Annotated in this window: 11 protein-coding genes; 4 read left to right on the forward strand and 7 right to left on the reverse strand. The window is 71.0% G+C overall.

The genetic code is table 11. The features are described 5' to 3' along the window. Nucleotides 1-160: 160 nt before the first annotated feature. The 5 genes from ACWGI8_RS25745 to ACWGI8_RS25765 are packed head-to-tail and all read right to left on the reverse strand — an operon-like array spanning nt 161 to nt 6,019. Nucleotides 161-1,405 carry a styrene monooxygenase/indole monooxygenase family protein gene (locus ACWGI8_RS25745; RefSeq protein WP_453664364.1) on the reverse strand — a complete coding sequence of 415 codons (1,245 nt, stop codon included), beginning with the start codon at nt 1,403-1,405 and terminating at the stop codon, nt 161-163. Between the two features lie 55 nt (nt 1,406-1,460). Next, a complete protein-coding gene (locus ACWGI8_RS25750) occupies nt 1,461-2,084 on the reverse strand; it encodes a GTP-binding protein (RefSeq protein ID WP_453664366.1) in 624 nt (207 codons plus the stop codon). Beyond that, entirely contained in the window at nt 2,065-2,478 is a 414-nt protein-coding gene (locus ACWGI8_RS25755; RefSeq protein WP_453664368.1) for a DUF742 domain-containing protein, read from the reverse strand. The genes ACWGI8_RS25750 and ACWGI8_RS25755 overlap by 20 nt, the downstream gene beginning before the upstream one ends. Then, entirely contained in the window at nt 2,475-2,957 is a 483-nt protein-coding gene (locus ACWGI8_RS25760; protein WP_453664369.1) for a roadblock/LC7 domain-containing protein, read from the reverse strand. The genes ACWGI8_RS25755 and ACWGI8_RS25760 overlap by 4 nt, the downstream gene beginning before the upstream one ends. Continuing rightward, nucleotides 2,954-6,019 (reverse strand): sensor histidine kinase, encoded by a 3,066-nt coding sequence (locus ACWGI8_RS25765; protein ID WP_453664378.1) that lies wholly within the window; start codon nt 6,017-6,019, stop codon nt 2,954-2,956. Before ACWGI8_RS25765 ends, ACWGI8_RS25760 begins: the two co-directional genes overlap by 4 nt. 373 nt (nt 6,020-6,392) lie before the next feature. Here ACWGI8_RS25765 and ACWGI8_RS25770 point away from each other — a divergent pair, with 373 nt between their 5' ends. Then, nucleotides 6,393-7,175, forward strand: a complete 783-nt coding sequence (locus tag ACWGI8_RS25770; RefSeq protein ID WP_453664370.1) for a hypothetical protein — start codon at nt 6,393-6,395, stop codon at nt 7,173-7,175. Nucleotides 7,176-7,300: 125 nt separating this feature from the next. Here the strand turns inward: ACWGI8_RS25770 and ACWGI8_RS25775 are convergent, their stop codons facing one another. Then, on the reverse strand, nt 7,301-7,792 hold the full coding sequence (locus ACWGI8_RS25775; RefSeq protein ID WP_453664371.1) for a MarR family winged helix-turn-helix transcriptional regulator: 492 nt from the start codon (nt 7,790-7,792) through the stop codon (nt 7,301-7,303). Between the two features lie 203 nt (nt 7,793-7,995). Between ACWGI8_RS25775 and ACWGI8_RS25780 the strand changes: the two genes are divergently transcribed. After that, nucleotides 7,996-8,832: a lysozyme gene (locus tag ACWGI8_RS25780; RefSeq protein WP_453664372.1), complete on the forward strand. Its 837-nt coding sequence runs from the start codon at nt 7,996-7,998 to the stop codon at nt 8,830-8,832. 190 nt (nt 8,833-9,022) lie between these two features. Here ACWGI8_RS25780 and ACWGI8_RS25785 read toward each other — a convergent pair whose 3' ends face one another. Continuing rightward, nucleotides 9,023-11,842 carry a M4 family metallopeptidase gene (locus ACWGI8_RS25785; RefSeq protein ID WP_453664373.1) on the reverse strand — a complete coding sequence of 940 codons (2,820 nt, stop codon included), beginning with the start codon at nt 11,840-11,842 and terminating at the stop codon, nt 9,023-9,025. 207 nt (nt 11,843-12,049) lie between these two features. Between ACWGI8_RS25785 and ACWGI8_RS25790 the strand changes: the two genes are divergently transcribed. Beyond that, complete coding sequence (locus ACWGI8_RS25790; protein ID WP_453664374.1) at nt 12,050-13,054, forward strand: helix-turn-helix domain-containing protein; 1,005 nt, start codon at nt 12,050-12,052, stop codon at nt 13,052-13,054. A 148-nt stretch (nt 13,055-13,202) separates the two neighbouring features. After that, nucleotides 13,203-13,919, forward strand: a complete 717-nt coding sequence (locus ACWGI8_RS25795; RefSeq protein ID WP_453664376.1) for a trypsin-like serine peptidase — start codon at nt 13,203-13,205, stop codon at nt 13,917-13,919. The last annotated feature ends 168 nt before the right edge of the window (nt 13,920-14,087 follow it).

Raw genomic sequence — 14,087 nt, forward strand, 5'->3', positions numbered from 1 at the left:
TTGTCGTCAGTCGCCAATGTCCCCCGTAGCCCTTCGGGCACGGGAGGTACCCCCACCGCAGTGGCTCCCTCCTCCGCCTTGCATCTGCACGCGCCGGACCCCGCTCGCCCCGCGGCGGTAGCCGCAGATGTCGCTGCCGGCCTGATCCAAACGACAGGCCCTAAGCCTGCGCAGCTCCCGTGACCTCTGCGAGGTAGGCGTTGGTCTTCTCGGGCTCGTAGAAGAAGTTCTCGAAGTCGGCCGGGTTGTCGAAGCCGTTCGCGAACCGGTCGGCGACCGGCTGGAGCTCGCCCGCCGCGCCGATCAGGTTGAGGACGTGCTCCGGCGGGACGCCGAGCATCGCGTTGGTCCACTTGGTGACGTGCTGGGCGGTGTCCCAGTAACGGTCGAAGGTGGACTGCATCCATTCCTCGTCGAACGGCTTGTCACCGTGCTCGGTGATCGACGCGAGGTAGGAAGCCGCGCACTTGGAGGCCGAGTTGGAGCCCTGTCCGGTGATCGGGTCGTTGGCGACGACGACGTCCGCGACACCGAGAACGAGACCGCCGCCCGGGAGCCGGCCGATCGGGTTGCGCACGGTCGGTGCGTACCGGCCGGCAAGGGTGCCGTTGGCGTCCGTCAGCTCGACCTTCGTGGCGCGGGCGTACTCCCACGGCGTGAACTTCTCCATCAGCTCCAGCGTGAGCGACAGATGCTCGGCCGGGTCCTTGACGCCCTGGAAGGCATCGAGCGGACCGCCCGGGACGCCCTCCCAGAAGAGGATGTCGGCGCGGCCCGACGTGGTGAGGGTCGGCATGACGAAGAGCTCGCCGACGCCCGGCACCAGGTTGCAGCGGACCGCGTCGTAGTCGGGGTGCTCGGGGCGCGGGCCGAGGCCGTGGACGTAGGAGACGGCGAGGGCGCGCTGCGGCTCGGTGTACGGGGAGCGGGAGGCGTCACGGCCGAACATGGAGACCAGCTCGCCCTTGCCGGCGGAGACCAGCACCAGGTCGTACGTGCGGGAGAAGTAGTCCAGGTCGGAGACGGCGGCACCGTGGATGACGAGCTGGCCGCCGCGCTGCGCGAAGGTCTCCATCCAGCCGGCCATCTTGACGCGCTGGTCGACGGACTGGGCGTAGCCGTCGAGCTTGCCGACCCAGTCGATCACGCGCTGCGACTCCGGGCCGGCGACGGAGACGCCGAGGCCCTCGATCTTGGGAGCCTGGGACTCCCAGAAGTTGATCTGGAGGTCGCGCTCGTGCTGGAGCGCCGTGTCGAACATGCACTGCGTGGACATGACACGGCCGGACCGGATCTCGTCCGCCGTGCGGTTGGACATGAGAGTGACTTCGTACCCGTGCGCCTGCAGGCCGAGGGCGAGCTGGAGCCCGGACTGACCGGCGCCGACTATGAGGATCTTCCGCATGACGGGTCTCTTTCGTTGATCAGGACTGCCTGGGGACGGGACTCGGGAGCCGGGACTATTCGGGCGTGACGTCGAGCGCATGGCCCACGACCGCGAGCAGCGACTCGATCACCGTGATCCGCTTGCGTGCGTCCATGATCACAACCGGGACGTGCGGCGGTACGGAGAGTGCCTCCCGTACGTCCTCGGCCTCGTAGGCCGGTGTCCCCTCGAAGTGGTTGACGGCGACGACGTACGGCAGTCCGCAGCTCTCGAAGTAGTCGAGCGCGGGGAAGCAGTCCTTCAGCCGACGGGTGTCGGCCAGAACGACCGCGCCGATCGCGCCGCGCACCAGGTCGTCCCACATGAACCAGAAACGCTGCTGACCCGGTGTGCCGAACACGTACAGCACGAGGTCGTCGTCGAGGGTGATCCGTCCGAAGTCCATCGCGACGGTCGTGGTGAGCTTGCCCGGCGTCGCGGTGAGATCGTCGGTCTCCTCGCTCGCCTGCGTCATCAGCGCCTCGGTCTGCAGCGGCGTGATCTCGGAGACCGACCCGACGAAGGTCGTCTTGCCGACACCGAAACCGCCCGCGACCACGATCTTGGTGGCGATCGGTGCGCGGGTGCGGTCGTTCTGCCAGGCCTGTACGTTCTCGTCCTCCGCGACGGCGGGGAGGTCAGAGACGGCGGAGTCCACTCAGCACCCTTTCGAGCAGCGCACGGTCGGGCCGGCCGTCGCCGTGCCCGGTTCCGTACACACGTACCTTTCCTTGGTCCGCCAGGTCGCTGAGGAGCACCCGGACGACGCCCAGGGGCATCTTCAGCAGCGCCGAGATCTCGGCGACGGTACGCATACGGCGGCAGAGCTCGACGATCGCCCGCATCTCCGGCATGACACGGGAGACGAGGTTTCCGTTCGTCAGCTCCATGCGCTCGTCGACCGCTTCGAGCGCGGCGACGAACGTCTCGACGAGGAGGACATGGCCGAAGCGGGTGCGGCCGCCGGTGAGCGAGTACGGGCGGACCCGGGCGGGGCGTTTGCCCTCGCCGCGCACGGGGAGCCGGGGGGCGGGCTGTGCGGCGGACGTCACTGGGTGCTCTCCATCGATTTGCGCAGCTCACTGCGGAGTTCGGGGGTGAGTACGTGTCCGGCGCGGCCGACGAAGAGCGCCATGTGGTACGCGACGACGCTCATGTCGCAGTCGGGGGTGGCGTGCACACCGAGCAGCGAGCCGTCGCTGATCGACATGACGAAGACGCTGCCTTCCTCCATCGCGACCATGGTCTGCTTGATGCCGCCGCCGTCCATCAGCTTGGCCGCGCCGATGGTGAGGCTGGCGATGCCGGAGACGATGGTGGCGAGGTCGGCACTGGAGCCGCGCGGGCCGTCCTGCCGCCGTGAGACGGTCGGACCGGTGTTCTGCGCGGGGTCCGACGACAGCAGCAGGAGTCCGTCGGACGAGACGACGGCGACGGAACGGACTCCTGGTGCCTCCTCCACGAGGTTGCCCAACAGCCAGTGAAGATTACGGGCTTCGCTGCTCAGCCCGAATATGCCGGTCGCAGTCAATGGCGTGCCTCCTCGACGGTGTCCCCCGATTCCTCGCTCTGTGCCTTCTGTTCCTTGATGTGCTGCGTCGTCTGCGTGGCCTCGGCCAGCTCCGCCTCCACGTCGCGGCGCCCGTCCTTGGCTCCCTGGTGGAAGCCGCCGAGCCGGCGGCGCAGAGCCTCCGCGTCGACGGACGTGGCGCGCTCCTTGGGCGCGCCGGCGGGCGCGACGACCTTGGGGGTGCGCTTGGGCAGCCCCTTGTCGGTGACCGGCTCCTCGGCATCGCCGCCGTCGGCGACGCGCTCGTGGGCGTCGGGCTCCGGCGAGGGGTGCGGCAGGCGGACCTGGAGAGTGGTCTCGGGGCCGGGCGCGGGAGCGGGGGCCGCCGAGAGCTCGGGCTGGGACTCGGGCTGGGACTCGGGCCGGGCCTGCGGCTCGTCGGCCCCGGCCTGTGGCTCGGCGGCTTCGCCCTCGGACGCGGCCGCCGACTCGACCTCTGCCTCTGCCTCGACCGCCGGCTCTGCCTCTGCCTCTGCCTCTGCCTCGACCGCCGGCTCTGCCTCGGCCTCTGCCTTAGCCTCCGGCTCTGCCTCGACCTCGACCTCTGGCTCTGCCTCGGCCTCCGGCTGCAGCTCGGCCTCCGCCTGTCGGACCGCCTCCTCCGCCGCCGCCACCAGCGGGTCGCGGGCGGCCGATCGGCCCGGGAGGGCGTTGGAGTTGGCCTCCGCGACCGAGCCCGGCAGGTTCTGCGTGGGGGCGGCGCCCGGAACGGGCGACGTCTGCGGGGCCGCGGTCGGCGACCCGGTGGGCAGCAGAGCCTGCGGAAGGACGACGACCGCGGCGACGCCGCCCTGCTTCTGCTCGCGCAGCTGGACGCGTACGCCGTGGCGGCGGGCCAGCAGCGCAGTCACCCGAAGCCCCAGGCCCTCCCCCTCGACGTCGAGGTCGGTGTCGGTGCCTTCGGGGTGCGGGTCGGCGAGCCTGGCGTTCAGCTCTTCGAGCCGTGCGGAGGCCATCCCGATGCCCTCGTCCTGCACGGAGAGCATCACCTCGCCGCTCTCCAGCAGCCAGCCGGAGAGCTGGACCTGCGCGTCCGGCGGCGAGAAGGACGTGGCGTTCTCCAGCAGCTCGGCGACGAGATGGCTCAGGTCGTCCGCGGCGAACCCGGCGATGTGGGCGTGCGGCGGCAGGGACTGGATGGTGACGCGCTCGTACCGCTCGATCTCGCTGACGGCGGCGCGCATGACGTCGACGAGCGGCACCGGGCCCGCGTGGCCGTGCCCGTGCTCGGAGCCGGCGAGCACCAGAAGGTTCTCGCTGTGACGGCGCATGACCGTGGCCATGTGGTCGAGCTTGAAGAGGGTGGCGAGCCGGTCCGGGTCCTGCTCGCGCTCCTCCAGGTTCTCGATGACGCCGAGCTGCCGCTCGACGAGGCCGAGGGTGCGCAGGGCAAGGTTGACGAAGGTGTGGCTGACGGTGCGCCGCAGCTTCTCCAACTGCTCGGTGACCTCGGCGGTGCGCTCCTGGAGTTCCGCGCGCTGTGCGGCCAGCTCCTCGCGGGCGGCGGTCAGCTCGCCTCGGTCGGCGTCCAGCCGCTGCGTCCGGGTGCCGAGGTCGAGCAGCTTGCCGTGCAGGGTGTTGAGGGACCGTACGACCTGGGCGAACTCGTCGTTGCGGCCCGTGAAGCGCATGGGCTCCTCGGCCTCGGGCGCGGCGGCGAGCCGGGCCGCGCCGATGCGCAGCACGGCGAGCGGGCGGGTGAGGGTGCGGGCGACGGCCGCGGAGATGCCGATGGCGACGAGCAGACAGCCGCCGACCAGCGCGATGCGCAGCTCCAGTGCGGTGACGTCGTCGTCGCGGAGCTGCTCCAGCCGCTCGACCTGGGTGGCGGCGAGCGAGGACTCGACACCCCGCATCTGCTCGATCCGGGCGGAGAGCGAGGACTCGAGCTTCTCGCGGTTGGACTTGCGGTCCTTCGGGGAGAGCTCGGGCTGGTCGGTGAGGCGCGCGAGGTAGGCCTCGGCGGTCTTGACGTCGGGACCGGTGACGGTGGCGGTGAGACGGCTCCGGGCCTCGCTGCTCGCGGCCTGGTCGAAGTCGGCGAGCGCGGCGAGTTCGCGGACGCGGGCCTGCTGGGCGGCGGCGCTGAGGACGTTACGGGCGGCCTCGGCCTTCTCGTCGTCCTCGTCCTCGACGGGCAGTCCGGTGACCGGGTCGACGGACGGGCCGTCGTTCGCCGGGCCGGGCACGGAGAGCGCGGCGAGCAGCAGCCCGCGGGCGGCGGAGGCCTGCTCGACGGCGAGGCCGAGGGCGGTGGGCCCGCGTGTCCCGTCGGCGGCGCGGGCCGGGGTCTTCTCGGCGAGCTCGTCGGCCAGCGCGTGCAGTCCGGTGATGATCTCGGTGTACGCCTTGTACGCCTCCAGGGCGTTGCCCTTGCCGGTCAGCGCGGTGCGCCGGACGGACGGCACGGTGGCGAGGTCTCGGCCCAGGTCGGTGTGACCGGACAGGACGTTGCCGCGGATCTCGTCGATCTGGCGGTCGACGCGGGCGCTGCGGCTGCCGGAGATCTTGCGGCGGTTCTTCTGCTCGCCCTTCTGTTCCTCGCGGCCGGCCGCGATGTACGCGGTGACCTCGTCGCGTTCGTCGGCGAGGGAGTGGGCGAGGGTGACCGCCTGCAGGTTGAGCTCGGCGAGCGTGACGAGTCCTTGGGACTCCGTCAGCTCGTTGGAGGCGATGAGGATCGCCGGGGCGCCCGCGGCGATGACGGTGAGGGAGACGGCCGCGACACCGGCGACGAGCCGGCGGCGTACGCGCACGGAACGTCCGCCGGGGACGAGTGAGGGGTCGGAGGCAGCACGCGCCTCATGCGAAGGCGCGGAGTGCGCTGAAGGCAGTGAGGCCGCCGAGGGCTCGGAAGACGCAGACCGCGTGGAAGGTTCGGAAAGCCCTGAACCGGAAGGCTCTGAGCCGGAAAGCCCTGAGTTCGAAGGCTCTGAGGGCGCCGGGGGCGCAAGAGGTGCCGATGACCCCGAAGACGCCGTACCGCCCATGCCGCCCTTGCCCCGAGGCCGCTTCTTCTGCACCGGTGCTCGCATTCTTGACTCGTCCACCCTTGAAGCAGAGGTGATGGCCGGTCATCACGAGAGTCCCCCACCCCTGGCACGGCCTACGACCATTCCAGCGCTTTTGGGAGGGAGACACGCATCGGCCGCTCCGCCACACGAACGAGTGAACATTACTCAGGAGTTGGCGAACAACTCCTTCGCCCGCACCTCTCCCGCCCCCGCCGAGCGTCGGTTGGACCTTCCGCGCGGGCTTTGGCAGGATGCGCGCCCGCAGCCAGCCGGAGTCGGCCATTCCCCCGAAAGGCCGCTGGTCGGATGGGTAGTACAGGACAATTTGACGTTCTGGCGGGCTTCGTGAAGGACTCGTGCGAGGTGATGCAGACTGAGGATCATGCGCTTCGAACTCGTCAGCGTGCCCGGCGCCCCCGAACGCCCCGACGAAGACTGGGCTTCCGTCGCCCTCCCGGCCTCGGGCCAGGGCGGATCCCTGGTCGTCCTGGACGGGGTGACCCCTCCCGAAGGGGACGTCGGTTGTGAGCACGGGGTGCCGTGGTTCACCGCGCGCCTCGGCGGAGCACTGATCGAACTGTCCGGTTCACGGCGGGATATACCCCTGCCCGAGATTCTCGCGCTGTCCATCCGACGCACCGCGGACGCCCACCGCGAAAGCTGTGACCTTTCTCACGTGCGCACGCCTCAGGCGACGGTGGTCGTCGCGCGGTGGGACGAGGAGTCGGTCGAGCATCTCGTGCTCTCCGATTCGACGCTGCTGCTGGAGTCGCCGGACGGCGTCGTCCGGGCCGTGCTGGACGACCGGCTGGACCGGATCCCGCGCGAGGTACTGCGCTCGCTCAGCGCCACCGATGCCCTGCGCAACCAGGAGGGTGGCTTCTTCACGGCGGCCGCGGACCCCGAGGTGGCGGAGCGCGCGGTGACGGGACGCACCCCGCGCTCGGAGGTACGGGCGATGGCGGCGCTCACGGACGGGGCGTCCCGCTGGACCGACCTCTTCGAGGAGGGCGGCTGGGTGGACCTGATGGGTCTGCTGCACAAGGAAGGGCCGCACGGGCTGATCTCGCGGGTGCGGGCACTGGAGGAAGCGGACGCGACGCGGGGCGGGAGCCTGCGCTGGAAGACGCACGACGACGCGACGGCGGTCTACGCGGAGCTGTAGTCGCGCGTCACGGCGGGCGCCCGCAGGAGGGCGCCGACAGGTGGGCGCCCACGGATTGTCCGTGCCCCCGGGCGTGTGCCCGCGCACGGTCGGCCTCGGCGAAGCTGTCGGCGGGCCCGCGACGGTCAGCCTTCCGCTCGCATGTTGAGCTGGTGCAGCAGCCGGGCCAGTTCGGCGACCTCGCCACGGTCCCAGTCGGCCAGCTTCCGTACGTACCGGTCGCGGCGGGCGTTGCGCACGCTGCGGAAGCGGGCCAGCCCCTCGTCGGTGAGCCGCACGAGCGAGGCGCGCCCGTCGGCCGGATCGGGCTCCCGGGCGACGAGGCCGAGCTGCTCCAGCGCGTGGAGCTGACGGCTCATGGTCGCCTTGCCGACGCCGAAGTACGCGGCCAGGTCGGTCGCGCGCTGCGGGCCCGACTCCTCCAGCCGTACGAGCAGTCCGTACGCGGCGGGCTCCAGCTCCGGGTGGACCTCGCGGGCCATCTCCCCGGACGACGCACGGGCGCGGCGCAGGAAGACGGCCAACTCGCGCTCCAGGGCCAGGAACTCATGGAACTCGTGGTCCACACCATTCCCACCCTTCGGGTCGGCTTCACTCCCCGTACCGCTTCCGTGCACGTCAGCACCCCTCGCGCGCTTTCTCCGTCGATGAAAGTTTCCTTCTGCGGCTGCCGTTGTCGCAGCTCGCCCAGTATTTCGCAGGCGTATACCAACGGCAGAGACCGGCCCCTCTTCCGCCGGTGGATTCCCGGTCCTTAGCTTCATTTATGGCATGTCCACACCATGTCGGTACCCCCACCGAGGCCTTTCGGAGGCACGCAATGTCCGTGCACAGATCCGGAACGACCAGAACCGAACGGGCCACCACCCGCTGGACCGTGGCAGGCATCCTGCTCGCGGTCCTGGCCCTCCTCCTCACCCTCCCCGGCGCGGCTTCCGCCGCGGACGCGCCGGCCCGCGGCTCGGCCCGTATGGGCATGGGCGTCGTCGCGCACGACGGCCAGGGCGGTCTGCCCCGCGACAGCCGCGCGGTCCAGACCGAAGGCGTCGACGTCTCCAGCCACCAGGGCAACGTCAACTGGTCCTCGCTCTGGAGCAGCGGCGTGAAGTGGGCCTACGTCAAGGCCACCGAGGGCACGTACTACGAGAACCCCTACTTCGCGCAGCAGTACAACGGCTCGTACAACGTCGGCATGATCCGCGGCGCGTACCACTTCGCCACCCCGGACACCACGACCGGCACCGCCCAGGCGGACTTCTTCGTCGACAACGGCGGCGGCTGGTCCCGCGACGGCAAGACCCTCCCGGGAGTGCTGGACATCGAGTGGAACCCGTACGGCGCGTCCTGCTACGGCAAGTCCCGGTCCGCGATGGTCACCTGGATCCGCGACTTCCTGAACCGCTACAAGTCCCGTACCGGCCGTGACGCCGTCATCTACACGACGACCAGCTGGTGGACCGAGTGCACCGGCAACTACAGCGGCTTCGGCGCGACCAACCCCCTCTGGATCGCCCGCTACAACACCACCCCGGGCACGCTCCCGGCGGGCTGGGCCTACTACACGATGTGGCAGTACACCTCGACGGGCCCGCTCGTCGGCGACCACGACAAGTTCAATGGAGCGCTCGACCGGGTGGCGGCCCTCGCCAACGGCTGACCCGCGACCCCTGCCGGGGGTCCGGGGGTCGCCCCCCGGAAAATGCAGCAATGGAGCGCTCGACCGAGTGGCGGCCCTCGCCAACGGCTGACCCGCAGCGTGGCTCTCGCCAACGGCTGATCTCGCATCCGACGCGACAGAACCCCCGGCGCGGTCAGGCCGCGCCGGGGATCCCTGTCACCTCATGCGGTCAGCCGCAGAGGCCCGCCGGGCGGGTGCGGGTGACCAGGTCGGTCCAGCCGGTCGTGCCGTCGATCCAGACGACCTGCCTGCCGGAGACCGCGGCCGGGGAGAGCTGTTCACCGCGGTTGCAGGAGACGCGCTCCTGACGGCTGCCGTCCGTGGTCAGCTGCCAGAGCTTCGGCAGCGTCTCGTTGCGCCACTGCGTGTCGGGCAGCTGGCTGTTGACGGTGACCGCGTCCTCGGAGACGGTCAGGTCGAAGGCGATCAGCGCGCGGGGCTTGGCCTCGGCGCTGATGTCGTACGCGCCGCTGCCGTCGAGGGAGGCGCGGCGTACCCCCATGCGGCCGTCGTCGTTCAGGTTCTCGTCGGTCAGCCAGAAGACATGGCTGCCGTTGAGGCCCGTCTGGCCGATGCCCTGCGGGTCGCCGAGCTGCTCGGTCAGTTTCTTCGTCCCGGCCTTGAGGTCGTAGACCTCGACGCCGAGCTTGTACTCGGTGGCGCCCGGGTACAGCTTGGCGTACGCGAGCTTGCCGTGCGCGATCGACGGCAGGGCGGTGCCGAGGAGGAAGCTGCCACCGTCCACCAGCGTGGGCCCGCGGTCGCCGGGCCGCAGGAAGGCGACGTGGCGGTCACCGAAGATGCCGTACGTCTCGAAGGCCACGACGCCGTTCTCGACCCGGAGCCCCGCGATGTCGCTGTTCGACGTGTACAGCTTCTTGATGGGTCCGCCCGCGAGCGGACGGGACAGGATGTCCAGACTGGTGGTGCCGTACGCGGCCCAGACGACGGTCTTGCCGTCCGTCGCCGGGTAGACGTGGTAGCGCCCGTCGTTCGGGCTCACGAGCTTCGGCGTGCCCTTGCCGTCCGCTCGGCCCGCGTAGACGGAGTACGGCTCGGAGCCGTCGTCGTTGGACCTGGAGACGGTCCACCAGCCGCCGCCCGCCTGGACGCCCGTGCCGGCGATGTTGAGCTTGCCGAAGAGCTGGTCGGAGTCGACGCCGAGGGCGTCCTCCCAGCCCGGCACGATGCCGTGGGCGTTGAACGACCGCTTCACGGCAGTCAGCTGCTGTGCCTCGACACCCAGGTCCTTGGCCGCGGCGAGCACCGCGTTGCGGCCCTCGGTGAAGCCGTCGAGCGGGGTCATGTACTCGGACAGCGCCTTGTACACGATCCGGTCGGCGAGCTCGCCGCCCAGGTCCTGGCGCATGTCCCACAGCGCGCCGGAGAAGATGGTGGAGTTCAGGTGGACGCCGCCGCTGTCGGTGCCGTAGGTCACGCCGAGGAAGTTCTTGGCGGTGGTGGCGCCGTCGTCGAGGTTGCGGAAGGCGCAGTCGCGCGGTGCCTTCGTACGGCACAGGTCCTCGCCGATCAGGCCGGCGTTCGGGTCGTCCATGGACTGCCCGGACGCGGTGACGTCGATCGCGTTGCCGAAGTAGTCGGCGAGGGCCTCGTTGAGGGCGCCGGACTGGCCGGCGTAGACGAGGTTCGCGGTGTTCTCGACGACACCGTGGGTCATCTCGTGGCCGACGACGTCGAGGTCGGCGGAGAGCGGCTTGAACTCGTCGTCGCCCGATCCGTACACCATCTTCTGGCCGTCCCAGAAGGCGTTGACGAAGGAGCCGCCGAACAGGGTCACGCCGACGAGCGAGTTGACGGCGGTGCCGCGGCCGTCGAGCCCGTTCCTGCCGTGGTTCTCCTTGTAGTAGTCGTAGACCTGGCCCGCCGCCCAGTGCGCGTCGACCGCGCCGGTGTCGGTGGCGCCCTTGCCGAAGTCCGCCGTCGCGGAGCCGAACACCTTGATGCCGGCGGGCCATTGGCCGACGGCGTCGTTCACGTCGACGTTCGAGGCGTCCCACGTGCTGAGCGTGTTCCTGCTGCTGTCGGCCATCCGCGCGTAGTCGGTCATGACGTACTGGCCGCGGGAGGCGTCGAGGTAGAGATCCAGGCCGACCTTGTTGCCGTTCAGCCGCACACCGCTGCCCGTGGTGCCGGGGTGGGCGGCCGGCTCGTCCGCCGCGGCCCTCGCCGAGGCCTTCCCGGCGGCGGCGTTCGGTGCGGTGCCGGGGGTGCCCGTCGCGGCCTTCGGCCCGGTCAGGGTCCTGAGGCCGCTGTACTGCAGCACCGGGTAGCCGGACCGGGCGTCGACGTAGACCTGCTGCAGCACCGGCTCGCCGGTTGCGGGGTTCGTGCCGCGTACGGTCACGTGGTACGCGAGCACGCCCTCGCCCCGCGGGATGACGACGAGTCCGCCCGCGGTGCCGCTGAGCGCCTTCGCCTTCGCAGACTTCTGGCCTTCCTCGCGCACGGCGTCGGCCTTGGTCAGCTGCCCGCCGCCGAGCCGCCGGGCGGTGGCGGCGACCGCGCGCCGCACCGCCACGTCCTTGGCGACGGAGGGCTCCGTGCCGGTCGTCAGACCGGTGAAGTACTTGCCGGAGGTGCCGGTGACGACGCGCTTGCCGCCCGTGCTCTCCATCCGTACGACGTACTGGCCGCCGAGCACGGGGATCCCCCGGTGCTTCTGCTGGAGCCGTACGGTCTCGTCCGCGCCGCGCTTCAGTGTCCCGAGCGGGGCGAGGTCGCGCCGCGGCTCGGCGATGCGGTAGCGGCTCTCCTTGGCGGCGAGGTGGCCGCGGGCCGCGTCCGCCGGGGCCGCCTTGGCGTCCACGGCCTCGCGCAGGCCGTCGACCAGGGCGGGAGTCGCCGTGTCATCCCCCGGAACGACCTGGACGGGCGGTGCCGGCGGCGGGGTCGCCGCCTGGGCCGGAACCGCGGTGATCAGGAGGCCCGCAGCGGCCAGGAGCGCGGCGGGACCGGCCCCCCTGGACATCCCCCCGGACAAGCCGGATCTCGGTCCTCCATGGTTCTTGCTGGGCTTGCGCACAGTACGTACCCCTCCCACGTGCTTGGTCAGAGCCGGTTCAGGTGGTCATGGCCATGCAACCTGTGGGGTGCCAACCGATCAATGAGCCAGGTGCGTTGACAAGTGGACATGCACACTTGTGTGTTCCGTGAAGAGGGAGTGAGAATTCCCCGCATGATCGAGGGGGAGTTGCACACCCTCGGCCTGGGGGCGGTCGAGGAACGCGCGTATGAGGCCCTGTTCAAGGAGCACGCAGCGGGGGCCGAGGAGTTGGCGCGGCAGCTGAAGCTGCCGCAGCACCAACTGCAGGCGGCTCTCGACCGGCTGGTCGAGCACGGGCTCGCACTGCCGCCGCGCGCCTGCGGCGCACTGCCCCGCCCGGCCGCTCCGGCCGCCGCGATCCGTACGCTCATTCACCGCCGTCAGGCCGAACTGCATATGAAATCGGCCGAACTGGAGCGATTACGGATGACCGCCGACCAGCTCGCGGGCCGGCTGGTGTCGAGGGCGCCGACCGCGCCCGGAGGCGGCATCGAGCTGGTCACGGGGCAGCGGGCGATCGGGGAACGGGCCGATGACCTGCTGGCCTCGGCGGAGCGGGAGGTGGTCATCCTGGACCGGCCGCCGTACGTCAAGGGGCAGCGGGGCGACGGCAGTCCGGGGTCGCACGGGCTCGACATCGAGGGCCTGCTGGACCGTGGGGTGGTGGTGCGTACGGTCCTCGACCGGGACGGCCTGTCGACGCCGGAACGGATGCGTTCGCTGACCGCGCTGGTGGAGCAGGGCCTGCGGGCCCGGATCGCGCCGTCCGTACCGACCAAACTGATCGCGGTCGACCGGCGGATCGCCCTCCTGCCGCCGAGCGACGCGGCCGATCCACGGGCGTCCGCGCTGGTGGTCGGTGAGGGCCTGCTCGGCAACGCGCTGGTGCCGCTCTTCGAGACCGTATGGGACCGGGCCACTCCGCTGGGCGGCTCCGGCGGGCCGCTGCCGACGGCGCAGAAGGAGCTGCTGGCGCTGCTCGCGGCCGGGCTCAAGGACGAGGCGATCGCCCGTCGGCTGGGGGTGCATGTGCACACGGCCCGGCGTCGGATCACGCGGCTGCTGGAGTCGCTGGGCGCGGAGACGCGCTTCCAGGCGGGAGCGCAGGCGACCCTGCGGGGGTGGCTCGACATGTGAGTGAGTAAGGATGGTGAGCATGCAGGGAAGCGAGGGAAACGTGGGGTGTATGCGCTGGAAGAGGCCCGTTCTGTGGTCCGCCGTCGCTGTGCTGACGGCGGCCGCGGCGTGTGTGGGGCCTACGGCTACGCACTCCGCGGCACCCCTCATGCCCGCCAAACCCCGCCCCCGGGCCAAGGGGCCCGATCCGCAGACCTCGGCCGTGCCGTCCGACGGGCTCCGCTCGGTCGGTGTGCTGCTCGACGACAAGGACCACTGGTGCACGGCGAGCGTCGTCGACAGCCCGCGGGGCAATGTCGTCGCCACGGCCGCGCACTGCGTCTTCGAGTACGGGACGTACGCGAGCGACTTCTCGTTCGCGCCGGGGTTCCGGGGCGGCGGGAAGGGCTCGTCCCCGTACGGGACTTGGAAGGTCGCCGCGATCCAGGTCGACGACCGCTGGCGCACGGACGAGGACGACGCGGTCGACTACGCCTTTCTGACGCTGGAGCCGGACGCGCGGGGCCGTGAGGTGCAGGACGTGGTGGGCGCGACGGTCCCCGACTGGTCGTCGAAGCCGCGCCGCCGGGTCACCGTGGTCGGTTACCCGAATCCGGACCACAATCCCGCGAACCGCCCGATCACCTGCACCACCGACGCCCGGCACGACGCCGACCAGCCCTCGGAGATGGTCCGTATCGAGTGCGCGGGTTTCTGGGACGGCACCAGCGGCAGCCCCTGGCTCGCCGACTATGTGGACGCGGACCGGCCGGGCCGGGTCATAGGCGTCCTGAGCGGCGGCGACACGGACACCGAGTCGACAGCGGTGCTCTTCGACGCGCGTGCCCGCGCGCTCTACACGAAGGCGACGCGCGCGGAGGGATGACCGGGGCTCGGCCCCGGCCGCCGCCGTCTCAGTCCTTCCCCACGCCCTGTGGGCATGGGGAACCCCCAGCGGGCCGGCCTTTTCCAGCCCGTTGGGGGTATCTCCCGGGCGAAGCTCCGGGGGGAGAGAGATCGAGGACACGGCCGAAGGCCGTACGGAGGCCGAGGT

Source organism: Streptomyces sp. NPDC054841 (assembly GCF_053611045.1).

What these genes read in the sequence shown, in the direction of transcription:
- ACWGI8_RS25780 (WP_453664372.1), top strand. Translation starts at nt 7,996, where the DNA reads ATGTCCGTGCACAGATCCGGAACGACCAGAACCGAACGGGCCACCACC.
- ACWGI8_RS25770 (WP_453664370.1), top strand. Translation starts at nt 6,393, where the DNA reads ATGCGCTTCGAACTCGTCAGCGTGCCCGGCGCCCCCGAACGCCCCGAC.
- ACWGI8_RS25790 (WP_453664374.1), top strand. Translation starts at nt 12,050, where the DNA reads ATGATCGAGGGGGAGTTGCACACCCTCGGCCTGGGGGCGGTCGAGGAA.
- ACWGI8_RS25785 (WP_453664373.1), bottom strand. Translation starts at nt 11,842, where the DNA reads ATGTCCAGGGGGGCCGGTCCCGCCGCGCTCCTGGCCGCTGCGGGCCTC.
- ACWGI8_RS25745 (WP_453664364.1), bottom strand. Translation starts at nt 1,405, where the DNA reads ATGCGGAAGATCCTCATAGTCGGCGCCGGTCAGTCCGGGCTCCAGCTC.
- ACWGI8_RS25795 (WP_453664376.1), top strand. Translation starts at nt 13,203, where the DNA reads ATGCCCGCCAAACCCCGCCCCCGGGCCAAGGGGCCCGATCCGCAGACC.